Source organism: Sulfuricella sp. T08 (genome assembly GCF_000971475.1).
In the GTDB taxonomy this organism is placed as follows: domain Bacteria; phylum Pseudomonadota; class Gammaproteobacteria; order Burkholderiales; family Sulfuricellaceae; genus Sulfuricella.
Genome location: NZ_DF967544.1, coordinates 88,571 through 112,622, shown reverse-complemented (window position 1 = coordinate 112,622; position 24,052 = coordinate 88,571). Strand labels below are relative to the sequence as shown.

The window sequence follows — 24,052 nt, the reverse complement described above, 5'->3', positions numbered from 1 at the left end:
GTTTGAAATCTCACCATCTCTGTGGCTTGTGTATTTTTATCACTGAACCACCCGCACCTGCTGGCCCGGCACCAGCTTGTGCACGCCGGCGCTCACCACGCTATCGCCATCCTTCAGGCCGGACAGCACGGTAAAAGATTTCTCCCGATATTCCCCCACCCGGACCAGCATGAGCCGCACCTTGCCGCTGGCCGGTTCAACCAGCCAGACGGCCGGCCCACCGGCCTGCTGGTACAGCGCGGTTAACGGCAACTCCGCCGCCGGTGAGGCTGCACTACCCCCCAGCAGGACATTGGCAGTCATGCCGAGCTGCATGGCCGGCGCGGCATCCAGTACGGTCACCTTGGCCGTGTAGGTGCGCGTCACCGGGTCGGCGGCGGGCGAAATTTCTCTAACCTTGCCGCGATACAACTTGCCCGGTTCGGCCCACAGACTGATGCGGATGTCCTGCGTGGCGCGCAGCTCGGTCAGGCGATTTTCCGGCACGCTGACGGCCACCTCTTTTTCCTCTGGCCGGGCCAGGCGCATCACCGGCTGGCCCGCTGCCACCACCTGGCCAGCCTCGGCTTCGATACTCACGATCACGCCATCGTGGTCCGCGCGCAACTGGCCATAATCAGCCTGATTGGCGCTAACCTCATGCTGCGCCTTAACCTGGGCAAGCCGCGCCCTGGCAGTGTCGAACAGGTTCTTGCGGCGTTCGTAATCGGCGGGGCTGATGAATTTCTTTTCCAGCAGATCGGTGTAACGCCTGAGGTCGCGCTCGGCCAGCGCGGAATCCGCCTGCGCGGCGGCAAACTGGGCGCGGCTTGCCGCTTCGGCCAGCCGGAGATCCTGAGAGTCGAGTTCGGCCAGCACCTGGCCTGCCTTTACCAGACTGCCCACCTCGACGTGGCGTTTGGCGATCTTGCCACCGACGCGAAATGCCAGCGCGGTTTCAAAGCGCGCGCGCACCTCGCCGGAATAGTTAGCCTGATGCGATTGCACGCCCAGCGCCACCTTCACCACCCGCGCCGGCCGAACGCCCTCCGCGGCCTGTTCTTGCTTAGCACAGCCATAAACCAGCATGCCCAGAAAAAGAAATATAAGAGCAGTTGCGTTCCGATTCACTATAGATTCCCTCCGCGACACCCCGAAGAATAACGCTGTGCAGCACATTCCGCCATCTTGTCCTGGACTAACCAGAAAGTTATTTATCCGTTTTTGATAAATTAACCGCAATTAGGTTGTATCCAATTGATGAATATTAGTAAAATACCATATAAACCTCTTCGCCTGAGTCACACGAATTATTGCGCACTGAACGCAGACTGGAATAATCTGCTTCTTTCCCGTATTCGTTGCGACAACCCATTACCCGCCAGGGAGAAACTATCATTCATACCGTACCACTAATCATCAGCAAGCCTGTGCAGGGCATTGCCGATCTGCCCGCCTTGGGCATGGACGCCAACAGCATCGTCAACGATTTCATCCGCTACTTCAGTCATACACTGGGGCAGGACAAGATGTGTCTGGCGGCCTACCAGGTTTACACTTCACTTTCGATGTCGTTGCGCGACCGCCTGGTGGAGCGCTGGAAGAACACCCAGTACGCCTACGAAGAACAAAACTGCAAGCGTACCTATTACCTGTCGCTGGAATTCCTGATGGGCCGCGCCTTGGGTAATGCCATGCTGAACCTCGACGTGGACAAGCCGACCGAGGAGGCGCTCAGGAACCTGGGCCTGATGCTGGAGGAAATCGCCGACCAGGAGCACGATGCGGGTTTGGGGAACGGGGGCCTGGGCCGCCTCGCGGCCTGTTTCCTGGACAGCTGTGCGACACTGCAATTGCCGGTAGTGGGTTATGGCATCCGCTACGAGTACGGTATGTTCCGCCAGAAAATCGACAACGGTCGCCAGCTGGAAGAACCTGACCACTGGCTCCGCGATGGCAATCCATGGGAAATAGAGCGTCCCGAGCGCACCGTCCGGGTCAAATTCGGCGGCTACACCAGATACTATCACCGAGACGGCCGCCTGCACGCCCGCTGGACAGATTCCCAGGACGTGGTGGCCGTGCCTTACGACGTTCCCATCCCCGGCTACCGCAACGGCACTGTCAATACATTGCGCCTGTGGTCGGCGGCGGCCACCGACGAATTCGACCTGTCCGAATTCAATGCCGGCAGCTACACCGAAGCGGTAGCAGCGAAGAACGGCGCCGAAAACATCACCATGGTGCTCTATCCCAACGACGCCAGCGAAAACGGCAAGGAGCTGCGCTTGCGCCAGCAGTACTTCCTGGCGTCCGCCAGCCTCCAGGACGTGCTACGCAACTGGGTCAACATCCATGGCAGCAATTTTGAAAACTTCGCCGAAAAGAACTGTTTCCAGCTCAACGACACCCACCCTACCTGTGCGGTGCCGGAACTGATGCGGCTGCTGATGGACAAACACTTTCTGGACTGGGATCAAGCCTGGGCCATCACCCGCAGCACCGTCGCCTACACTAACCATACTCTGCTGCCGGAAGCGCTGGAACGCTGGCCAGTGAGTATGTTCGGCCGACTGCTGCCGCGCCTGCTCGACATCATTCACGAAATCAATGCCCGCTTCCTGGCTGAAGTGGCGCAACGCTGGCCGGGAGATACCGCCCGGCAGCGGCGCATGTCGATTATCGAGGAAGGGGACGAAGCCCAGATACGCATGGCCTATCTGGCCGTAGTGTCGAGCGCATCGGTCAACGGTGTGGCCGAACTGCACTCGCACCTGCTGCAGCAACATCTATTCCATGATTTCTACGAAATGTGGCCGAGCAAGTTCAACAACAAGACCAACGGCGTCACGCCGCGCCGCTGGATAGCCTGGAGCAACCCCGGCCTGAACGACCTGATTGCCCGCACCATCGGCGACGGCTGGGTTACCGACCTGACCCGGTTGAAAAAACTTGCCCCCCATGCTGACAAGGCGAAATTTCGCGCCGAGTGGCGCGCCGTCAAGCAGGCTAACAAGGTGCGGCTGGCAGAGATGGTGCAGCGCGACTGCGGCATCGCCTTCGATACGGAGGCACTGTTCGATGTACAGGTGAAACGCATCCACGAATACAAGAGGCAGTTGCTAAACGTGCTGCACGTGATTCACCTCTACGACCGCATCAAGCGTGGTGACACGGCAGACTGGACGCCGCGCTGCGTGCTGATCGGCGGCAAGGCCGCCCCCGGCTACATGATCGCCAAGTGCATCATCAAATTGGTGTCCTCGGTGGCAAAAGTGATCAACGAAGATCCCGCCGCGCAGGGCTTGCTGAAACTGGCATTCTTCCCTGATTACCGGGTGTCGGCGATGGAGGTGATCTGCCCCGGCACCGACCTGTCGGAGCAGATTTCCACTGCCGGCAAGGAAGCCTCCGGCACCGGTAACATGAAGTTCATGATGAACGGGGCGCTCACCATCGGCACGCTGGATGGCGCCAACATCGAAATCCGCGAGGAAGCAGGCGAGGAAAACTTCTTCCTGTTCGGCCTCACCGCCGAAGAGGTGGACGCCACCAGACCAAATTACAATCCCGCCGCGATCATCGCTGCCGACGAAGACCTGCGCCGTGTGATGCAATTGCTGGAAAGCGGCCATTTCAATCTGTTCGAGCCGGGCATCTTCGACCCCATCATCCACGCTGTGACCAGCCCTCACGACCCGTGGCTGACAGCAGCGGATTTCCGTGGATATGTCGATGCGCAGCAGCAAGTGGCGCGAGCTTACCGCGATCAGGAAAACTGGACACGCATGAGCATCCTCAATACCGCCGCCAGCGGCAAATTCTCCAGCGACCGCACCATCCTAGACTACAACCGCGACATCTGGCACCTGTCGCAAGTGCCGGCATGGCCGGTGAAATGAGAGGCTCAATATGACTCCGGAAGAAAAACGTGCGCTGGCCGAGCAGGCCTATGAGAAAGCGCAACAATACGAGCTGGATTACGGCTGTTGCCCGCAATGCGTGCTCGCCACCGTGCAGGAAACCGTCGGGATCATCGACGACAGCACCATCAAGGCCAGCCACGGACTCTCCGGCGGGGGCGGCCTGATGGCGCAAGGAACCTGTGGCGCCTTGACCGGTGGACTGATGGCGCTCAGCGCCAAATTCGGCCGCGACCGGGACAAGCTCGACAAAGGGCGCTGCATCAATAACTTCAAAAAAAGCAAGGAACTGGTAGAGCGCTTCAGCGCGGAGTTTGGCGGAATAACCTGTGCGGAACTCCAGCAACAATTCACCGGCCGTACTTACGACATGTGGAATGCCGAAGAATACAAGGCGTTCGATGATGCCCGCGGTAAACAGTGCGCCCATGCGACCGGCACGGTCACAAAATGGGTGATTGAAATGCTGTAGAGGCGAAAAACGATGGGGCTTAAGAAGTTTGATCTGTAGAATTCAGACTTGATTTGGCAAGCACCTTCAGAACGGGAGCTCCCATTTTCGACCCATTCCTGCCCCCCTGTTTTGAGTGATACTGGTCACAGCTGGCAGCCACCTGCCAGGTGAAGACAGGAAATACCTCCGGCATCTGCTACTAAGTCCCTCTGTTTGTTGCCTATTAAACATCTTTGTGGTCTATGATGTGCGCGTCCATTAAATTTCTGGACGCGAATTTTCCCTGCTGGATAATGCAATGCCTGCATGTGAGATACGCGCTTCCAGATATTGAGCGTGAGGTAGTCGTTGATGATAAAAAAACCAAGTATAAAAACCATCACCGTTAAAAGTCTGATCAATGTCCTGTCGATTCTGGCGCTGGCATTGCTGCTGATCACAGGCCTTAATTTCCGTTCTCTCTCCACACAAGCCATCGAGAATCAGGCACTGGCACATGCCGAACTGGTCAAAGCTGGCCTGACCGCCCACATGAAGGCGGGCATTATGGATCGGCGTGATTACTATCTGGATGAGATCAAAGAGCTGCACCATGTTAATGCCCTGAATATTATTCGTGGTGATGCGGTTACGCAGCAGTTTGGCCCGGGCAAGGCCAGGGAGCGGGTCGCGGATCCAATCACCAAACAGGCCTTCGATGCCAAAAAACCGGTATTCATCCTTAATGAGTTTTCACTCCAGCCAACCGTTCGCGTCATCATTCCCTATATTGCATCCCGACAGGGAGGACTCAACTGCCTCACATGCCATAAAGTTACCGAGGGGACAGTGCTTGGTGCGATAGATATTGAGCTTGATGTCAAAGAGTATCGAAATCATGCCCTCTGGGTAATGCTGGGGCTGGTGGTGTTGTCCATAGTGGCTTTTGCTCTGGTCTTCGTGAATACCGCTCGCACCATCAAGAATCATGTTCAGCAGCCGCTGGAGACGCTCATTGATCACGCCATGACTGCCTACAGGCAGCATCAGCCGGTAAGTTCCGAGCAATTCAATAGTCGCGAATTTGCCAACGTCGCCGATGAGATCAACCTCTTCAATACTGAGATCCTTGCCCATCAGGACATGCTTAAGAAAAAGAATGAGGAGCTGCTGTCCCTCAATGACGAAATCGAAAGCACGCTGCGCGAAACGATCTACACCATGGGCGTTATCGAAGAGAAGCGATCCCAGGAGACCGCTAATCATACCCGGCGTGTTTCGCTCTACAGTCAGTTGCTGGCGCAGAAGTCACAGTTGACGCCGAGAGAGGTGGAGTTAATCACCGCTGCGTCACCACTGCATGATATCGGCAAACTTGGGATTCCCGATGAGGTATTGCTGAAGCCCGGACGCTTCACCGATGAAGAGCGGCATATCATGATGAACCACCCTGCTATCGGTTACGCCATGTTGCGGCACTCGCGGCGTGATATTCTGGTTGCAGCCGGCATTATTGCTTACCAGCACCAGGAGAAGTGGGATGGCAGCGGCTATCCGCAGGGATTGGCCGGTGAAAACATCCATATCTTTGGTCGCATCGTGGCGCTGGCTGACGTTTTTGATGCGCTCTATTCACCACGTGTTTATAAAGAAGCGTGGTCACTCGAGAAAGTGGTTGAATGGCTTGGTGAACAGCGCAGCATACACTTCGATCCACGGCTGGTGGATATGTTTCTCGCCGATATCGATGAGTTTGTTGCGATCTACAATCAGTATCCGGCAGATAAAGAGACTGAAGAGACTGATAATGTAACTTAAGCAAGAGGCCGGTTCAGCTCGGCCCCCTATGATTAAGGCTGAGGCGAGCTCATAGTTTTTTACATGTATCCAAGGTGAAGAGAAGCGAGTACATCGCAATTTGGCATGTAGCGGCATTGAACTGGGTGGTGCAGTCATTCAGCGGGAAGAGATCAAGGGTAGCCCAAATGAATTTCAACTCTAACTGCCCGGTATGGCTGCCCCCGGCATCCAATAAATCGCGCGCAGCGCACTGACTTTTCCCTCTCACCCCAGCCCCATAGGGCGAGGGAGCAGTAAAATGGCTCAAGTAATCACTGTTGGCTGTTCGCGACCCGTCCGCAATTTCAACTCCGACAACTCGTTCGCGATTAATATCAGTTCGGCCAGCGCCTGCTGAGCATCCTCCCCATGCTTGGCAGGGTCAGGTTCGAATGCTTCGAGATATATCCGCAGGGTGGCTCCTTCGGTGCCGGTGCCGGAGAGGCGGAAGACGATGCGCGAACCGTCTTCGAAGCCGATACGCAGACCCTGACCGGTGCTTAGGCTACCGTCGATCGGGTCGGTGTAGCTGAAGTCGTCGCAGAATTTCACCTGATAGCTGCCGAAGCGCTGGCCCGGCAGTGCTTCGAACTGGGCCTTGAGGTGGGCCATCAGGGCGTTGGCAGCATCGGACGGCAGGCCTTCGTAGTCGTGGCGCGAGTAGACGTTGCGGCCGTATTCCGCCCAGTGGCGATAGACGATTTCTTCCACCGGAAGGCCGCGTTTTGCGAGGATGTTCAGCCAGAACAGCACCGCCCACAGGCCGTCCTTTTCGCGCACGTGGCTGGAACCGGTGCCGAAGCTTTCTTCGCCGCACAGGGTGACCTTGCCTGCATCCATCAGGTTGCCGAAAAATTTCCAGCCGGTGGGCGTTTCATAGCAGGGGATGCCGAGCTTGGCGGCGACCCGGTCGGCGGCGGCACTAGTCGGCATGGAGCGCGCCACGCCTGCCAGTCCGGCGGCATAGCCGGGAGCCAGCGCAGCGTTGGCGGCGATGATGGCGAGGCTGTCGGACGGGTTGACGAAGAACTTACGCCCCAGAATCATGTTGCGGTCACCGTCGCCGTCGGAGGCCGCGCCGAAATCGGGCGCTTCGGCGCCGTACATGATTTCCACCAGTTCATGGGCGTAAGTCAGGTTGGGATCGGGGTGGCCGCCCCCGAAATCAGGCAGCGGTACGCCGTTGATGACGCTGCCGTTCGGTGCGCCAAGACGGCGTTCGAGAATCTCGCGGGCGTAGGGGCCAGTGACCGCGTGCATGGCGCCGAAGCACAGGCGAAAGCCGCCGCCGAGCAGGGCGCGAATGGCTGCGAAGTCGAACAGGGATTCCATCAGCTCGGCGTAGTCGGCTACCGGGTCGATGACTTCGACTTGCATCTCGCCGAGGGTGAACGAGCCGGGCTGGTCGAGCGCCATATCGGGTGCCTCAATCAACTTATAGCTGGTCAGGGTCTTGCTGCGGGCATAGATCGCCTCGGTGATTTTCTCCGGTGCGGGGCCACCGTTGGCGGTGTTGTACTTGATGCCGAAATCGCCGTCAGGCCCTCCTGGGTTGTGGCTGGCTGACAGTATGATGCCGCCGTAGGTCGAGTATTTGCGAATCACGGCGGAGGCAGCCGGAGTGGACAGGATGCCACCCTGGCCCACCAGTACTTTGCCGAAGCCGTTCGCCGTCGCCATTTTGAGGATGATCTGGATGGCTTCACGGTTGTAGTAGCGGCCGTCGCCGCCCAGTACCAACGTGCTGCCGGCCGGTGCGGAGATGGTGTCGAAAATCGCCTGGACGAAGTTTTCCAGGTAGTGCGCCGACTGGAAAACTGTGACTTTTTTGCGCAAGCCAGAGGTGCCGGGCTTCTGGTCGGTGAACGGGGTGGTGGCGATGGTCTTGATGCTCATGATTTTTTCCTTGTTGGTTCGAGCGAAATTCCGGGATCAGCCCTGGCGGTGGTTGTTCGCCAGCCTGACATAGTGGGCGGCGGAATAGGCAAAGTGGGCCAGTTCTTCTGCGGTCAGCGGTCGCAACTGTTTCGCTGGGCGGCCCAGATATAAATAACCGCTTTCCAGTATTTTTCCCTCCGGCACCAGGCTGCCCGCGCCGAGCAGCACCTGCGGCTGCAGCACGACCTTGTCCATCACAATCGAGCCCATGCCGATCAGGCATTCGTCGCCGATCTCGCAGCCGTGGAGGATGACATTGTGGCCCACGGTTACCCGCTCGCCGAGGATCAGCGCTGCGCCGCTGCCGGGGCTGTCCGCACGGCGGTGGCTGACGTGCAGGGTACACAGATCCTGGATGTTGGTCTCGTTGCCGATGCGGATGAAATTGACGTCACCGCGCACGACCGTATTGCACCACACCGAGGCGCGTTCGCCGATGGCCACGTCGCCGATGACCTGAGCGCTGGGGTGGATCCAGGCCGAGGCTGCGATTTTTGGGGTGCTGCCCTGATAGGGCGCGATGTTGGAGCCGACTTGATTTTGCATGATACCGGGCCAATATGGGGTGAATGCCCATAGTATAATCCGTTCCCGTTTCGCCTAACCAGAGACCTTACCCATGAATCCTTTGCTCGACTTCTCCGGCCTGCCCCGTTTCCCTGAAATCAAACCCGAACACGTCACTCCTGCAGTGGACGCCCTGCTGGCGGAAAACCGCGCTTTGGTGGACAGGCTGGCGGCAGAAGCCAGTGCGCCGGGCTGGGACAGTTTCGTGCAGCCGCTGGAAGATGCCAACGAGCGTCTGTCTCGCGCCTGGGGCCAGGTTTCCCACTTGAATGCGGTGGTGAACAGCCCGGAGCTGCGCGAGGTGTACAACGAGAATCTGCCAAAGATCACCGCCTACTACGCCGACTTGTCGCAGAACCTGGCGCTGTTCGGGAAATTCAAGGCGTTGCGCAGCGCCCCGGAATTCGAGGCGCTGTCCGCCCCGCGCAAGAAGATTATCGACAACGAAGTGCGCGATTTCCGTCTGGGCGGCGCGGAACTGGCCGAGGACAAGAAGCCGCGCTTCAAGGCGATCCAGGAGGAGCTGTCGGCGCTGTCCGCCAGGTTCGAGGAAAACCTGCTCGATGCGACCAATGATTTCGGCCTGTTTGTTGAAAACAAGTCCGAGCTGTCCGGCATTCCCGCCGATGCATTGCAGGCGGCGCGCGAAACGGCACAGAAGGACGACAAGCCGGGATGGAAGTTCACCCTGCATGCGCCGTCCTATATGCCGGTGATGCAGTACGCGGAAAACCGTGGCCTGCGTGAGCAGATCTACCGTGCCTATGTGACGCGCGCTTCCGAGTTCGGCAAGGCCGAGTGGGACAACACCGGGCTGATAGCAGATATCCTCAGGCGGCGCCGGGAGGCGGCGCAACTGCTTGGCTTCGATCATTACGCCGATGTTTCGCTCTCCACCAAGATGGCGCAGTCGCCGCAGCAGGTGCTGGATTTTCTCGATGATCTGGCCACGCGGGCAAAACCCTACGCCGAACGGGATTTCAGAGAGCTGATGGAATTCTCCCGCGACGAGCTGGGCTTGGTCGAACTGCAGGCATGGGACGCGGCCTATGCGGCAGAAAAATTGCGCCTCAAGCGCTATGCCTTCTCAGATAACGAGGTAAAGCAGTATTTCCCGGAAACCGTCGTTTTGCCTGGTATGTTCAAGGTGGTGGAAACGCTCTACGGCCTGAGCATCAAGCAAACCTCTGCGCCAGTGTGGCACGGCGATGTGCGTTTCTACACCCTGAGCGACAGCAAAGGTGAGCCGGTCGGCCAGTTCTACCTCGACCTCTACGCCCGCAACCACAAGCGTGGTGGCGCCTGGATGGACGATGCCATCACCCGGCGCAGGAAAGACGGTGCGGTTCAGGTGCCGGTAGCCTATCTGAATTGCAATTTTTCCGCTCCGGTCGGCGGCAAGCCGGCGCTGTTCACCCACGACGAAGTGATCACCCTGTTCCACGAGTTCGGCCACGGCCTGCACCATCTGCTCACCCGTATCGAGGATCTGGGCGTATCCGGCATCAGCGGAGTGGAGTGGGATGCGGTGGAATTGCCCAGCCAGTTCATGGAGAATTTCTGTTGGGAGTGGGAGGTGGTGCGTCACATGACGAAGCATGTGGATACGGGAGCGGTTTTGCCGCGGCCGCTGTTCGACAAGATGATAGACGCCAAAAATTTCCAGAGCGGCATGCAGACCGTGCGCCAGATCGAGTTCTCGCTGTTCGACATGCATCTGCACTACGATTTCGACCCGGATAGCGGCAAGACGGCATTGCAACTGCTGGACGAAATCCGCCGCCGCGTCGCGGTAATGTTCCCGCCCGACTACAACCGCTTTCCCAACAATTTCTCGCACATTTTCGCCGGCGGCTATGGCGCGGGCTACTACAGCTACAAGTGGGCGGAAGTACTATCGGCGGACGCTTACAGTCTGTTCGAAGAAAGCGGCGTGCTCAGTCCGGAGGCCGGCCACCGTTTCTGGAGCGAGATTCTCGGCGTGGGAGGCAGCCGCTCGGCGCTGGAATCGTTCACCGCATTCCGGGGCCGTGAACCAAATATCGATGCGCTGTTAAGGCATAACGGCATGAGCGGGATTTGAGCTGGGGGTTAAACAACCCAAAAAAAACTTGATTTATTGCTTTTATCTGTGATATTACTTAAACATATTCATATAACAAGTTGAGCAGATGAAGCTTTTTCTGTTTCTGACGATGCTGATGTGGGGCGGGATGGCAACGGCGCAAACGGCGTTGGTGGTCGATACCGCCAATGTCAACATGCGTAGCGGCAAGGCAGAGAATTACCGCATCATCAGGGTGTTGCCTCCGCTCACTGAAGTGCAAGTGATCGAAATCGATCAGGATTACGCGAAAGTCAAAGCCGCTGACGGAGAGACTGGCTGGGTGCTACGCAAATTCCTGGCTACCCGCAAGAAGGAGGCCGAAAACTCCAGCCAAAACCAGGCCGAACTTGAAGCCGCACAAAAAGAGCTGGCAACTGCACGGGTGGAGTTGGCGAATCTGCAGCACGAGGTGGAGCAACAGCATAATCAACCAGGAGGCAGCGTGCCGACTTCCTTTCTGCTGCTGTTGGTCTTCAGCGCCTTTGCCGGCGGAGTAGTGATCGGTATCCTGGCTCTCAGGGCTTACTACCATAAACGTTTGCATGGACTTCGAATATGAAACTCGCTGTCTTTTTCTGCCTTCTCTGCATGTTTGCAGTGTATTCAGCGCAATCCGCCTCCCTTTACCGGTGGGTGGACACCGAGGGCAAGGTGCATTACACCGAACAGCCCCCGCCACCGTCTGCGGCCAGGGTAATCGAGGAAAAGGACATCGGTACCCAACCGGCGGATGACGGCCAGCTCCCCTATGCTTCCCGCCGGGCGGCAAAGAATTTCCCAGTCACCTTGTATAATTCCGGGTGTGGCGATGCCTGCACCAAGGCGCGTGAACATCTGACCAAGCGCGGCGTTCCGTTCAACGAAAAAGACGCCGGCACGCTGGAGGTTCAGGCTGAGCTGAAGAAGCTGATTGGCGCACTGGAAGTGCCGGTACTGGTGGTTGGCACGGTAACCCGCCTGAAAGGGTACGAGCCTGGAGCCTGGAATGCGGCGCTGGACGAGGCCGGCTACCCCAAGAGCGTCCCATTCCTGCGGCCCAAGCCGAAAGAACCAGCAATAACCGACGTCAAAAGCGAGCAGAAACCTGCAACGGTGGGCGCTGAGGGCAAACCGTAAATCTCCATGAAACTGGTTACCTGGAACGTTAATTCCCTCAAGGTTCGTCTTCCCCAAGTCCTGGACTGGCTGGCGGCACATCAGCCGGAAGTGCTATGTCTGCAGGAAACCAAGCTGGAGGATATGAATTTCCCCGTTGCAGAGATCGCAGCGGCCGGGTATCAGGTCCAGTTCAGCGGACAAAAAACCTACAACGGCGTGGCGATACTGAGCAAGACGCCAGCCATTGATGTAGTGACCGGTATCCCGAATTTTGCTGACGTGCAAAAACGCGTGCTGGCTGCGACCATCGATGGCGTACGGGTCATCAACCTCTACATTCCTAACGGCCAGAGCGTGGATTCCGACAAGTACCAGTACAAGCTGGGCTGGCTGGAGGCCCTGACGGCTTGGCTGGCCGATGAACTGGAGCGTCACCCCAGACTGGCGCTGTTGGGCGATTTCAACATCGCGCCGGATGAACGTGATGTCCATGACCCCAAGGCTTGGGAGGGTCAGGTGTTGTTCAGCCGGCCTGAGCGCGAGGCGTTTCGGCATCTGGTGGATTTAGGACTGGCTGACAGTTTTCGCTTGTTCGAACAACCGGAAAAGATCTATTCCTGGTGGGATTACCGCATGAACGCTTTCCGACGCAACATGGGGTTGCGCATAGACCACATCCTGCTGAGCCCTCCGATGGCTGCAACCTGCAAGTCCTGCACGATCGACAAGGAGGCGCGCAAGGCGGAACGTCCCTCCGATCATGCCCCGGTGGTGGTCGAGCTCTAGGCTTCTTCTGGCCACAGCACCGGCCAGACCCTGAACGTGAATGTCGCCAGCGACAGCCACGTTAGCACTGCCCCCACGACAATCAGAGTGTGTCGGCCGGCTAGATAGCCAACGACATAGCCGATTACCCCACAATGAGCCAGACCCATCTGTAGCCAGGGCCAGGCGCCCTCGCGGATCGGGTTACCGGTGAAGCGTGGCAGCATGTGACTGGCAAGGCCGTAAATCATAAACAGCATAAAGCCGAGGGTAAACAGGTGCAGGAATGCCGGGCGGGCGGCATTGTCGCTGAGGAAGCTGCCGTTCATCAGCAGTCCCAGACCGGCAAGCATCAGGTAAGCCTGAGCTGCCAGGATAAACCAGCGGTTGTCCCGGGAAAAGGCGAACCCCATCTGCTGCATCCGGTCGTGCGCTTCCTGGCGGGCGGGCAGGAGCAGAGTGAGTGCTTCCTCTGGACTTTGCACGCCGACTGCCCGCAGTTTGCCGCCGATCAGCAGCGCCGGGACGGTTTGCAGATTGAGACGCTGCGCCAGCGCTGCGCCTTCCGGTTGAACAATATCCACTACAGAAAATTCGAAACCGTGATCGGCTGCCGCGGCACGCCAGACTTTTTCCGCTTCCAGGCAGAACGGACAGGAGCCGGAAACGATCAATTCGATTTTCATTGCACGTGAAGAGCTCTGCCCCGCCCTCCGGCACGGACGGTGAGAATCATGTTCAGGCCGAACAGCACGATTGCGCCGTAAGTAAGCACTCCCCCGGCCATTACCAGCATGTCGCGCCAGCCCAGCCATCCTGCAATCATCAATGGCAGACCGGCATTGGCCAAATACAGCTGCCAGTCGGCCATCTGTTCGGAATACAGGGGGAAGCCGCCGAAGCGTGGCAAAACGTGCAGGGCAATGCCATAAATTGTCATCAGGATGAACCCAAGCAGCATGATGTGGCCATGGGCGCGGGGCACGTTGCCAGGGATCAGGCTAGGGTCTATCAGTCGGACAATGGCAATCAGGCCGCCGAGCAGTCCATAGACCAGGGCTATGGAGACAAACAGGCGGTTGCGTTTATGCATGTGACGCTCCTCATGAACCTGAAATTATCGGTTCCTATAAATTTAGGTGCCTTGATGTATGTCAAATATCACATATAATTCGGCCATGGCTTTAACCCAACAGCACATCGAGCAAATCAGGCAATGCACGCTTTTTGCGCCACTCTCCGACGCGGAGTTGAAGCAGGTCGCCAGTCATGGGCATTTGGTGGAACTGAATGCGGGCCAAATAATTTTTTCCCAGGGCGAATCCTGCCACCAGTTCTACCTGGTGCAGCGCGGCATGATCAAGCTCTACCGGCTCTCGGTGGATGGCACGGAAAAGGTCATGGACCTGGCCGCCCCGAAGCAGTTGTTTGCCGAAGCGGTGATGTTCACCGGCAAGTACCCTCTCCATGCCGCGGCAATCGAGCCATCGACGGTGTTTGCTTTCGATTGCATGAATTTCATTGCCCTGCTGAAGAACAACAACGAGTTGTGCTTCATCCTGATGTCGAGCATGAGCCATTGTCTGAATGGCATGATCAACGAAATCGACCGCCTCACCCTGCACAGCGGCACGCAGCGCCTTGCCGAATATCTGCTTGAACAGGTGCCCGAAGGCGTGATGCAATCATCCTGCATACGCCTGCTGGTGCCCAAGCTGGTGATTGCCTCCCGCCTCGGCATTCAGCCCGAGACTTTTTCGCGCATCATGGCGCGCCTGCGCAGCGACGGCATGATCGAAACGCATAACGACACCATATTGCTGAAGGATCTTGACGCATTGCGCTGTCTTGCCGCTTGCCACGGATAAGCACGGTTATTCAACCATCCCGCCCTGTTCCAGCCCCAGTTCCTGAATCTTGCGTGTCAGCGTGTTGCGTCCCAGGCCCAGCAGGGTGGCGGCTTCGATGCGCCTGCCCGCAGTGTGTTTCAGCGCACAGGTGATCAATATTTTCTCGAAATCGCGGGAGAACTTGTCCATCACGCCCCGCTCGCCGCGGTTGAATTCCTTGTCCGCTTCGCGTCCTAGAGCTTCCTGCCAGCTTCTCTCGACGCTTGCCGCCTGATCTTCACGCAGATCCGGCGGCAGGTCGGCGATTTCAATGTTCTGTCCTGGCGCCATTACCGTCAGCCAGTGGCAGACGTTCTCCAGTTGGCGCACGTTGCCGCTCCAGCTGAGCGTGCTCAGATAACGCATCGCGGCCGGTGACAACATTTTCGGTTCAACCCCCAGTTCGCGTGCACTTTTTTGCAGAAAATATTTGGCAAGGAGCGGAATGTCCTCACCACGTTCACGCAAGGGGGGCAGGCGCAGACGAATGACATTCAGACGGTGGAACAGATCTTCGCGGAACAGCCCCTGCCTGACATGCTGCTCCAGGTTCTGGTGGGTGGCGGCGATGACGCGCACATTGACTTTGACCGGCTGGTGGCCGCCAACACGGTAGAACTGGCCATCGGAGAGCACGCGCAGCAACCGGGTCTGCAGATCGGGCGGCATGTCGCCGATTTCGTCTAGGAACAAGGTGCCGCCGTCGGCTTGTTCGAAGCGCCCGCGGCGCAGGGCCTGCGCACCGGTAAAGGCGCCGCGCTCATGGCCGAACAGCTCGGATTCGAGCAGATCCTTCGGAATGGCTGCGGTGTTGAGGGCGATAAACGGCATGTCGGCACGCGGGCTGTGGCGGTGCAGGGCGCGCGCCACCAGTTCCTTGCCGGTACCCGATTCGCCGTTGATCAGTACGGTGACATGCGATTGGGACAAGCGGCCGATGGCGCGAAAAATCTCCTGCATCGCCGGCGCCTGGCCGAGGATTTCGGTGACGGATTCCGCGGTTTCCGGCTTGGCTGCCTGGCGAACACTCTCGTCCAGGGCGCGACGAATCAGCGTCACGGCATGGTCAACATCGAAGGGTTTGGGCAGGTAGTCGAAGGCGCCACCCTGGAAGGCCGAAACGGCACTGTCCAGATCGGAGTAGGCTGTCATGATGATCACCGGCACCTCCGGCAGGCGTTCCTTGATCTGTTGTAGCAGCTCCAGTCCGGAGGTACCGGGCATGCGGATGTCGCTCACCACCACTTGCGGGGTGTCAGTTTCCAACGCGGACAGGGCATCCTGGGCGGTGGAGAAGGAGCGGAACTCGATTTGTTCCCGCGCTAGCGCCTTTTCGAACACCCAGCGGATGGAATGGTCATCGTCGATGACCCAGACGGCTTTCATTTGTAAGCTCCTTCGGTATTGGTAAGCGGCAGCAGCAGCGTAAAGCAGGTGTGACCGGGTCGGCTGTCACATTCAATCGTACCCTGATGCTGGTTGATCAGGGTTTGCGCTAGGGTCAGCCCCATGCCACTGCCCCCCTCTCGTCCGGAAACCAATGGGTAAAAGATTTTTTCGCGGATGGCATCGGGAACGCCGGGGCCGTTGTCGATGATTTGTACCTGGATGGCCTGACGGTAGCGTTTTTTCACCAGCGTGACCTGGCGTGCGATGCGGGTGCGCAGGATGATTTCTCCTTTTCCCTGCATGGATTGCACCGCGTTGCGCACGATGTTGAGCACCGCCTGAATCAGTTGTTCCGGATCCGCCACGAGGTCCGGCAGGCTGGTGTCGTAGTCGCGCCGGATGGTAATGCCTTTGGGTGTTTCCGCCAGAGTGAGGCTGCGCACCCGTTCCAGTACCTCGTGGATGTTGGTGGCGCGGAGATGCGGCAGATGGCTGGGGGTAAGCAGCCGGTCCATCAGTTTCTGCAGGCGGTCGGCTTCCTGGATGATCACCTGCGTGTATTCGCGCAGGCCGGTGCGGGGCAACTCGTGTTCCAGGAGTTGCGCCGCACCGCGCAGGCCGCCCAGCGGGTTCTTGATTTCGTGGGCAAGATTGCGCAGCAATTCCCGGTTGGCCTGCTGCTGTACCTGCATGCGCTCTTCCCGTGCGATTTTCAGCTGCTTGTCGATCTGGTGAAATTCCAGTATCAGGCTGATGGAGCCGATATTAACCGGAGTGACGGTACAGCTGACGGACAGGCTATGGTTGCCGGGTACTGTCAGGAGAATTTCATGCTCGGTGAAGCAGGCTTGGTTGAGTAGCGCCGATTCAACGGCCCTGGGAAGCGACTCGGCATCGCCAAAAACCTGCTGCAGAGGCATACCGGCAACATGCTTGCGGCTAAGCTTGAACAGATTTTCCGCGGACGGGTTGAGATAAGCGACACGCAGATTCTGGTCGAGCAGGATCACGGCGGTAGTCAGGTGTTCCAGTCCGGCAAAGAGTTGGGTCGTCACGGATGCATCATCCCTGGGTAGTTGGCTACGAGTAAAGCAAGAGTCGCGCCAGGGATAGCAGGAGGTTACCTCACGCCGGCCAGTTCCTTGTTCAGCGCCTCGACATTCTTTTCGTGCAGAGAAATATTGTCCTTCAGGGACTGTATCCGATCCAGGTATTTCTGGTAGTTGCGCTCGCCGCCCAGGCGCGTGGCTTCGCCTTCGGCCAGGGCTTTCTTTGCCTCGTCCAGCAAGTTCCGCTCTGTCGCCAACTCCTGCTCCAGAATATCGCGGCGCGTTCCATCGCGCTGTTTCTGGGTTTCGCCGTCAACGCGAGGGAAGCCGGGCGGTGTTGCAGTCGGGGCTCGAGGCTTGGGGGCTGCAATCGTGGAGGGCGGATCGAGATTAAGCTTCTTGGCGCCCTTTTTAGGGAAGTTGGTATAGGTTTTTCGACCGTTTTCATCCACCGACATGTAGATGTCGGCGTGGGCGGCCTGCCCCAGGAATAGCGAAATAAAAATCAGCAGCTTGGTTTTCATAAGGCGATTCGATAATTGTGATGGGGTTCAGATTAAGGGATTAGTCAAATTTTATCAACGTTTCGGCGATGAATGGGCTGACAGGAAAATAAAAAAGGGCGGGTTACCCCGCCCTTTTGAATTGCTACACCGAGAATTACAGGCTGTAATACATCGCGAACTCGACCGGATGAGTGGTCATGCGGAAGCGGGTAACTTCTTCCATTTTCAGTTCGATGAAGGCGTCGATCCAGTCGTTGGAGAACACGCCGCCACGGGTCAGGAACTCGCGATCCTTGTCCAGGTATTCCAGCGCCTGATCAAGAGACGAGCACACAGTCGGGATCAGTTTCTCTTCTTCTGGCGGCAGGTCGTACAGGTTCTTGTCCATCGCCTCGCCCGGGTGGATCTTGTTCTGGATGCCGTCAAGGCCGGCCATCAGCAGAGCGGAGAAGCACAGGTACGGGTTGGCGGAAGGATCCGGGAAACGAGTCTCAATGCGGCGGCCCTTAGGATTGGCCACGTGTGGAATGCGGATCGAAGCGGAGCGGTTCTTGGCGGAGTAGGCCAGCATCACCGGAGCTTCGAAACCGGGTACCAGACGCTTGTAGGAGTTGGTGCCGGGGTTGGTAATCGCATTCAGGGCACGTGCATGCTTGATGATGCCGCCGATGTAGAAAAGAGCCGTTTCGGACAGGCCGCCGTAGCCGTTGCCGGCGAACAGGTTCTGGCCATCTTTCCAGATTGACTGGTGCACGTGCATGCCGGAACCGTTGTCGCCAACAATAGGCTTGGGCATGAAGGTGGCAGTCTTGCCGTAGGCATGGGCGACGTTGAACACCACGTATTTCAGGATCTGGGTCCAGTCGGCGCGTTTTACCAGGGTGCTGAACCGGGTGCCGATTTCGCACTGGCCGGCAGTCGCCACTTCATGGTGATGCACTTCGACCGGCACGCCCATTTCTTCCAGCGCCAGACACATGGCGGAACGGATGTCCTGGAAGGAATCGACCGGAGGAACCGGGAAGTAGCCGCCCTTGATACCGGGACGGTGACCGACGTTGCCGCCTTCGAATTTCTCGCTGGAGGACCAGGCAGCTTCTTCGGACTCGATCTTGACCGAGGCACCGGACATGTCGGCATGCCAGGTGACGGAATCAAAAATGAAGAATTCGGGTTCCGGGCCGAAGTAAGCGGTGTCGCCGATGCCGGTGGATTTCAGATAGGCTTCAGCGCGCTTGGCGATGGAGCGCGGGCAGCGGTCATAGCCCTTGCCATCGGAAGGCTCCACCACGTCGCAGGACATGATCAGGGTGGATTCGTCGAAGAACGGGTCCATGTTGGCGGTATCCGGATCAGCCATCAACTGCATGTCGGAAGCCTGAATGCCTTTCCAGCCAGCAATGGAGGAACCGTCAAAAGCGTGGCCAGTTTCGAACCAGTTTTCGTCCACTACGTGGGAGGGAATGGAAACGTGCTGTTCCTTGCCGCGGGTATCGGTAAAGCGCAGGTCAACGAATTTAACGTCGTTGTCCTTGATCATTTTCAAAACGTCGGCGACTGCCATGTTTATCTCCTAACTATCTACAAGTTTGCAAAAAATAATGACTTCGAATTCTGGGTTTTTGCTGCTGGGAGGCAAATTAGCATGAAACATGCCAGGCAAAAACATAAAAAAAGCATTGTGCCATAACTGGTTATAAATCGGCACCCCTTATTTGACGCACCGGAATTGTGCAAAAAGGGTGCTGATTGCACCATTATGGTGCATGACGTTGGTGCAGATGAATAGCGACAAAAAATGGGTCGTCCCGGAGCAGATCGGCGATTACGGTTTTGAGTGCGCCGACCTGTTCGCGGCTGACATCGCTGGCAAGGAAGATTTCGGCTTCCGCTTTTCCATCCAGATAATGCAATACCACTTTTTCATGACTAGGCAGCGCCTGGCCTAGCAGCTGTTCCAGGTGGGCAATCAAGGTTTCGCGATCGGGCAGGTGCTGGTTGAGCTTGGCAGAAGAATCATCCTCCGGGTCGATATGCACCATCACATCGAGCGCATGGTGCTGTTTGAGTACGCGCGCACGCGCGCTTTCGGCAATATAGTGCCCTTCCGAGACGCTGATATGCGGGTTTACCAGCACATGGGCGTCCACCAGTGCGCGGTCGCCCATGCGGCGAGTGCGCAATTCATGTACGCCCTGAACGCCGGGGGTGGTGAGCAGGGTGGCACGTATCGCTTCCACTTCGTTCTTGTCCAGACTGGTGTCGATCAATTCGGAAATCGCCTGAGATGCCTGTTTCCAGCCCATGCGCATAATCATGACGGCAACCAGTACCGCAGCCAGGATGTCCATCGATGTAAAGCCGAGCAGGTTGCCTCCGATGCCCGCCACCACCACCAGCGACGAGGCGGCGTCGGAGCGGGCGTGCCAGGCGTTGGCTTCGAGCATCTGCGAGCGCAGTTTGCGTGCGACGTGCAGCATGTAGCGGAACAGCGTTTCCTTGCCGGCCAGGGTCAGAATGGCAATCCACAGCGTGGCGACATGGACTTTTTGCAGCGCGGAGGGATCTTGCAGGCGCATCGCCGCGCCCCAGAACAGGGCACCACCGACGCCGAGCAAAATCAGCCCGAGCGCCAGGGTAGTGGCGGTTTCGATGCGGGCATGGCCGTAGGGATGCTCCTCATCCGCGTCACGCGCGCCGTGGCGGTTGGCGAACAGCACCAGGAAATCACACAGCAAGTCGGACAGGGAATGCAAACCGTCGGCGACCAGGGCCTGGGATTTTCCGATCAGGCCGACAACGATCTGCAGTACGGTCAGTACCACGTTCACCGCGACGCTGATCCAGGTCACTTTTTGTGCGGCTTGAAAGCGTCCGATCCGGTCTGGGTGGATTTCAGTGTGTGGTTTGGCAGAGTGGTGGGGCATCGGGAATATTCGGATTAAGAAGCAATAGGTTCGGGACGTTATGATACGCAAATCAGAGGGCTTTTGCCTTATAATTCGACGTCCTTAAAATGCAGAATACTCATGACCGATCGTTATGCCGTTGTCGGCAACCCCATCGCCCATAGCAAGTCCCCGCTAATTCACGCCGAGTTTGCCCGCCAGACCGACCAGGATATGGCTTACACCGCGATGCTTGCGCCGCTGGAAGACTTTGCCGGTACGGTAAAGAAGTTTCAGACGGAAGGCGGCAAGGGACTGAATGTGACGGTGCCATTCAAGCAGGAGGCCTGGAAACTGGCAACCATCCTGACCGATCGCGCACGTCTGGCGGAAGCGGTAAATACCCTGAAGTTCGAGCCGGACGGCACGATACTCGGTGACAACACCGATGGCGCCGGACTGACGCGGGATATTCGGAATAACCTGGGGATTTCCTTGGCGGGCAAGCGCGTGCTGCTGATGGGCGCAGGCGGCGCGGCCCGCGGCGTGCTGCTGCCCTTGCTGCTGCAGAAGCCGGAACGGCTGATCATTGCCAACCGCACACCGGAAAAGGCCATCGAACTGGAGCGGCACTTCGCCGCTTATGGCCGGATCGAGGGTGGCGATTATGCGCGACTGGCGGAGGGCCTGTTCGATATCGTGATCAACGCCACTTCCAGCAGCCTGAGCGATGCCCTGCCTCCCTTGCCGCAGGGCGTGTTCGCGCCGGGGGCGCTGGCCTACGACATGATGTACGGCAAGGGGCTTACCCCCTTTCTGCAGTTCGCCCAGGCTAACGGCGCGGCGCATCTGGCCGACGGTCTCGGCATGCTGGTCGAGCAGGCGGCGGAATCGTTTTTCCTGTGGCGCGGCGTGCGGCCACAAACACTATCCGTCATCACGCTTTTGAAGTCATGCTGAGTTTCTTATGGCGCTGGCTGTGGCGCGGCATCGCCTTGTTCGTCGCCGTGGTGCTGGTCTACCAGCTGTGGATTTTCGCCCACATCTGGTGGTGGGTCGACCACAATCCCTCCGCCAGCGCCTTCATGGAGCAGCGACTGGAAGTCCTGCAAAGCAAGAAGCCGGATGCCGAACTGCGCCACCAGTGGGTGCCGTACAGCCGTATCTCCAACAATCTCAAGCGCGCCCTGATCGCCGCAGAAGACTCCAAATTCCTCGACCATGAAGGCTTCGACTGGGAGGGCATCCAGAAGGCCTACGAAAAGAACCTGAAAAAGGGCAAGATCGTCGCCGGCGGTTCCACCATCAGCCAGCAGCTGGCCAAGAATCTGTTTCTCTCTTCCCGGAAGGTATTCTGGCGCAAGGCAGAGGAGGCAGTGATCACGGTGATGCTGGAAAAGATGATGAGCAAGCGCCGCATTCTCGAGATCTACCTGAATGTCATCGAATGGGGCAACGGTGTGTTCGGAGCCGAAGCGGCGGCGCGCCATTACTACAAGTCCAGCGCGTCCAGCCTGTCCGCGGAGCAGTCTGCCCGGCTCGCTTCGATGGTACCCAATCCGCGCTATTACGACAGCCATCCCAATGCACGTGGTCTGGAGCGGAAAACCGGCATCATTCTGGCGCGCATGGGTCAGGTACAGGCGCCATAGAGTTTGCTCGTCAGGGCCCTGCACAGCGTTTACGTTTTCCATCTGCGGGTGTGTTACGTTTCCTGGCTCGTTGTGGGATAAACCTGGAAAAGCAGTTGCCCACGGATTACCAAAAGCCGTTTCTAAGATAAAATGTGCTTGACCTTAAACCGTTTGCAGGCTGCAATGAGATTTAGAGAGGGCGCCGTGGAAAACGAACATGGTTTTATCGCTGCAGTACTGGATACGATTGGCGCCCTGGTGGTGGTGCTCGACCGCAATGGCCGTGTGATACGCTTTAACCGCCAGTGTGAAAAATTGACCGGTTACTCCGCCGCCGAGATGATCGGCAGGCCGATCTGGGAGCGGCTGTTGATACCGGAGGAGATCCAGCCGGTCAGGTCAACGTTCGACCGGCTGGTGGCGGGAAATTTTCCCAGCGAATTCGAGAACTGGTGGCTGACGAAAGACGGCACACGCCGGATGATTGCCTGGTCGAATACGGCATTGCTGGACGCCGACGGCGAGGTGGAGTTTGTCATCGCTACCGGCATAGACGTGACCGAGCGCCGGCAGATCGAGGCGGCGCTGTGCGATAGCGAGGAGCGTTTCCGCATGCTGTTCAACAACGGCAACGACGCGATCCTGGTCCATCCGATATCGCCGGGCGAAATGCCGGGTAAATTCATTGAAGTCAACGACCTCGCTTGCCGGCGCCTCGGCTATAGTCGGGAGGAACTGCAGCAATTGTCGCCACTCGATATCGACGACGCGGTTTCCGCCATCGATATTCCAAAAATTTCCCGTCAGATCGAGGTCGAGGGCCATGCGCTGTTCGAGAGCGTGCATGTCGCCCGCGACAGGCGAAGAATCCCGGTCGAAATCAACGCGCACCTGTTTGAATTGAAGGGCCGGCCGGTCGTACTGTCGATCGCCCGCGATATTACCGAGCGCAAACTGGCCGAGGCCGCGCTGCGCGAGAGCGAGGCCAAGCTGCGCGAGATCACCTCGGAACTTGGCGACGGCGTCTACGTGCTCAACCGCAACGGCCAGCTAACCTTCATGAACAAGGCGGCAGAGCACCTGCTCGGCTGGACCGAGGCCGAACTGCTCGGCCAGAACGCCCACGAGGTGTTCCATTACCAGAAGCCGGACGGCAGCCATGTTCCGGTGTGTGATTGTCCGGTGTACCAGTCCATGCACTCGGGCGAAACCTACCGTATCCTGGAGGATTATTTTACCCGCAAGGATGGCACGCTGTTCCCGGTTTCCTTCGTTGCGGCGCCTCTGCACCGCGGCGGCGAGATCACCGGTTCGGTGGCAGCGTTCCAGGACATCACCGAGCGCAAGCAGGCCGAGGCGCGCATCCATCACATGGCGCACCACGACATGCTGACCGGTCTGCCGAACCGGATTTTGCTGGCCGACCGACTAGTACTTGCGCTGGCCCAGGCGAGGCGCTACGGCCGGTTGCTAACGCTGATCTTTCTCGACTTGGACCATTTCAAGCAGATCAACGACACGCTTGGGCACGATGTCGGGGATGAACTGCTCAAGGCCGTCGCCGCCCGACTGGTGGAATGCGTACGCGAGGCAGACACCGTGGCGCGCATGGGCGGCGACGAGTTCGTGATCCTGCTGCCGGAAACGGCGAAAGCAGGCGATGCTGAGATCGTGGCGCGCAAGGTGATCGAGGCGGTGAACCTCCCACTCTCGATCGGCTCCTATGAGTTGCACATCACCACCAGCGTCGGGATCGCGCTGTACCCGAGAGATGGCGAGGAAACCCAGACGCTGATGAAAAATGCGGATACGGCAATGTATCGTGCCAAGGAGTCCGGGCGCAACGGCTACCAGCTTTACAGCCAAATTTAACGATTTCCCGGCGAGCCGAAATTGACAGTGGTTGCCGATGGCGATTAAAATTCACGTGTTTTCATACTTAAAGGTCCATCACCTTGGACAGTCATAGTTGTAGCAGTTTCGCACCAAACTTTTTGTTCTAGCGGTTACCCCTTCAACGCTTCTTCGGCCTTGACGGTTTTTCCGCT

The 24,052-nt window shown here is 58.0% G+C and carries 21 protein-coding genes; 11 read left to right on the top strand and 10 right to left on the bottom strand.

Features of this window, described 5'->3' with window-relative positions; all coding sequences use genetic code 11:
* Positions 1 to 39 precede the first annotated feature (39 nt).
* On the bottom strand, positions 40 to 1,110 hold the full coding sequence (locus SCT_RS11590; protein WP_159107904.1) for an efflux RND transporter periplasmic adaptor subunit: 1,071 nt from the start codon (positions 1,108 to 1,110) through the stop codon (positions 40 to 42).
* A gap of 332 nt (positions 1,111 to 1,442) precedes the next feature.
* On the opposite strand from SCT_RS11590, the gene SCT_RS11585 reads away from it, so the two are divergent.
* From SCT_RS11585 to SCT_RS11575, 3 genes are all read left to right on the top strand, one after another.
* Positions 1,443 to 3,881 (top strand): glycogen/starch/alpha-glucan phosphorylase, encoded by a 2,439-nt coding sequence (locus tag SCT_RS11585; protein WP_371257744.1) that lies wholly within the window; start codon positions 1,443 to 1,445, stop codon positions 3,879 to 3,881.
* A gap of 10 nt (positions 3,882 to 3,891) precedes the next feature.
* The gene (locus SCT_RS11580) at positions 3,892 to 4,374 is read left to right on the top strand and encodes a C-GCAxxG-C-C family protein (RefSeq protein WP_059423160.1); all 483 of its coding nucleotides are present in this window, start codon (positions 3,892 to 3,894) and stop codon (positions 4,372 to 4,374) included.
* A 333-nt stretch (positions 4,375 to 4,707) separates the two neighbouring features.
* Positions 4,708 to 6,153, top strand: a complete 1,446-nt coding sequence (locus SCT_RS11575) for an HD-GYP domain-containing protein (protein ID WP_059423158.1) — start codon at positions 4,708 to 4,710, stop codon at positions 6,151 to 6,153.
* 285 nt (positions 6,154 to 6,438) lie between these two features.
* On the opposite strand, the gene SCT_RS11570 is transcribed toward SCT_RS11575, so the two are convergent.
* Together SCT_RS11570 and SCT_RS11565 are read right to left on the bottom strand one after the other, a co-directional pair.
* Positions 6,439 to 8,070: an alpha-D-glucose phosphate-specific phosphoglucomutase gene (locus SCT_RS11570; RefSeq protein WP_059423156.1), complete on the bottom strand. Its 1,632-nt coding sequence runs from the start codon at positions 8,068 to 8,070 to the stop codon at positions 6,439 to 6,441.
* A gap of 36 nt (positions 8,071 to 8,106) precedes the next feature.
* Complete coding sequence (locus SCT_RS11565) at positions 8,107 to 8,658, bottom strand: gamma carbonic anhydrase family protein (protein ID WP_059423154.1); 552 nt, start codon at positions 8,656 to 8,658, stop codon at positions 8,107 to 8,109.
* Between the two features lie 73 nt (positions 8,659 to 8,731).
* On the opposite strand from SCT_RS11565, the gene SCT_RS11560 reads away from it, so the two are divergent.
* From SCT_RS11560 to xth, 4 genes are all read left to right on the top strand, one after another.
* Complete coding sequence (locus SCT_RS11560; protein ID WP_059423152.1) at positions 8,732 to 10,762, top strand: M3 family metallopeptidase; 2,031 nt, start codon at positions 8,732 to 8,734, stop codon at positions 10,760 to 10,762.
* An 88-nt stretch (positions 10,763 to 10,850) separates the two neighbouring features.
* Positions 10,851 to 11,345, top strand: a complete 495-nt coding sequence (locus tag SCT_RS11555) for a TIGR04211 family SH3 domain-containing protein (protein WP_059423150.1) — start codon at positions 10,851 to 10,853, stop codon at positions 11,343 to 11,345.
* Entirely contained in the window at positions 11,342 to 11,902 is a 561-nt protein-coding gene (locus SCT_RS11550; RefSeq protein ID WP_059423148.1) for a glutaredoxin family protein, read from the top strand. Before SCT_RS11555 ends, SCT_RS11550 begins: the two co-directional genes overlap by 4 nt.
* 6 nt (positions 11,903 to 11,908) lie before the next feature.
* Positions 11,909 to 12,670, top strand: a complete 762-nt coding sequence (xth, locus tag SCT_RS11545) for an exodeoxyribonuclease III (protein ID WP_059423146.1) — start codon at positions 11,909 to 11,911, stop codon at positions 12,668 to 12,670.
* On the opposite strand, the gene SCT_RS11540 is transcribed toward xth, so the two are convergent.
* Positions 12,667 to 13,335, bottom strand: a complete 669-nt coding sequence (locus SCT_RS11540; protein WP_059423144.1) for a thioredoxin family protein — start codon at positions 13,333 to 13,335, stop codon at positions 12,667 to 12,669. The two genes, xth and SCT_RS11540, sit on opposite strands and share 4 nt — an antisense overlap.
* On the bottom strand, positions 13,332 to 13,742 hold the full coding sequence (locus tag SCT_RS11535; RefSeq protein WP_059423142.1) for a hypothetical protein: 411 nt from the start codon (positions 13,740 to 13,742) through the stop codon (positions 13,332 to 13,334). Before SCT_RS11535 ends, SCT_RS11540 begins: the two co-directional genes overlap by 4 nt.
* 85 nt (positions 13,743 to 13,827) lie before the next feature.
* On the opposite strand from SCT_RS11535, the gene SCT_RS11530 reads away from it, so the two are divergent.
* A complete protein-coding gene (locus tag SCT_RS11530) occupies positions 13,828 to 14,517 on the top strand; it encodes a Crp/Fnr family transcriptional regulator (RefSeq protein WP_159107903.1) in 690 nt (229 codons plus the stop codon).
* Between the two features lie 6 nt (positions 14,518 to 14,523).
* On the opposite strand, the gene ntrC is transcribed toward SCT_RS11530, so the two are convergent.
* From ntrC to SCT_RS11505, 5 genes are all read right to left on the bottom strand, one after another.
* Positions 14,524 to 15,924 (bottom strand): nitrogen regulation protein NR(I), encoded by a 1,401-nt coding sequence (gene ntrC / locus SCT_RS11525; RefSeq protein WP_059423139.1) that lies wholly within the window; start codon positions 15,922 to 15,924, stop codon positions 14,524 to 14,526.
* Positions 15,921 to 16,982, bottom strand: coding sequence for a nitrogen regulation protein NR(II) (glnL, locus tag SCT_RS11520; RefSeq protein ID WP_059423137.1), 1,062 nt, complete (start codon positions 16,980 to 16,982; stop codon positions 15,921 to 15,923). Before glnL ends, ntrC begins: the two co-directional genes overlap by 4 nt.
* A gap of 65 nt (positions 16,983 to 17,047) precedes the next feature.
* Positions 17,048 to 17,500: a DUF4124 domain-containing protein gene (locus tag SCT_RS11515; RefSeq protein ID WP_059423136.1), complete on the bottom strand. Its 453-nt coding sequence runs from the start codon at positions 17,498 to 17,500 to the stop codon at positions 17,048 to 17,050.
* Between the two features lie 136 nt (positions 17,501 to 17,636).
* Positions 17,637 to 19,046 (bottom strand): glutamate--ammonia ligase, encoded by a 1,410-nt coding sequence (gene glnA / locus SCT_RS11510; RefSeq protein WP_059423134.1) that lies wholly within the window; start codon positions 19,044 to 19,046, stop codon positions 17,637 to 17,639.
* A 193-nt stretch (positions 19,047 to 19,239) separates the two neighbouring features.
* A complete protein-coding gene (locus SCT_RS11505; protein ID WP_059423132.1) occupies positions 19,240 to 20,409 on the bottom strand; it encodes a cation diffusion facilitator family transporter in 1,170 nt (389 codons plus the stop codon).
* A 102-nt stretch (positions 20,410 to 20,511) separates the two neighbouring features.
* Here SCT_RS11505 and aroE point away from each other — a divergent pair, with 102 nt between their 5' ends.
* The 3 genes from aroE to SCT_RS11490 all read left to right on the top strand — a co-directional run bounded on the left by aroE (position 20,512) and on the right by SCT_RS11490 (position 23,876).
* Positions 20,512 to 21,330, top strand: a complete 819-nt coding sequence (gene aroE / locus SCT_RS11500; RefSeq protein ID WP_059423130.1) for a shikimate dehydrogenase — start codon at positions 20,512 to 20,514, stop codon at positions 21,328 to 21,330.
* Complete coding sequence (gene mtgA, locus SCT_RS11495) at positions 21,324 to 22,022, top strand: monofunctional biosynthetic peptidoglycan transglycosylase (protein ID WP_059423128.1); 699 nt, start codon at positions 21,324 to 21,326, stop codon at positions 22,020 to 22,022. The genes aroE and mtgA overlap by 7 nt, the downstream gene beginning before the upstream one ends.
* A 165-nt stretch (positions 22,023 to 22,187) precedes the next feature.
* A complete protein-coding gene (locus tag SCT_RS11490) occupies positions 22,188 to 23,876 on the top strand; it encodes a bifunctional diguanylate cyclase/phosphodiesterase (protein WP_159107902.1) in 1,689 nt (562 codons plus the stop codon).
* Positions 23,877 to 24,052 lie beyond the last annotated feature (176 nt).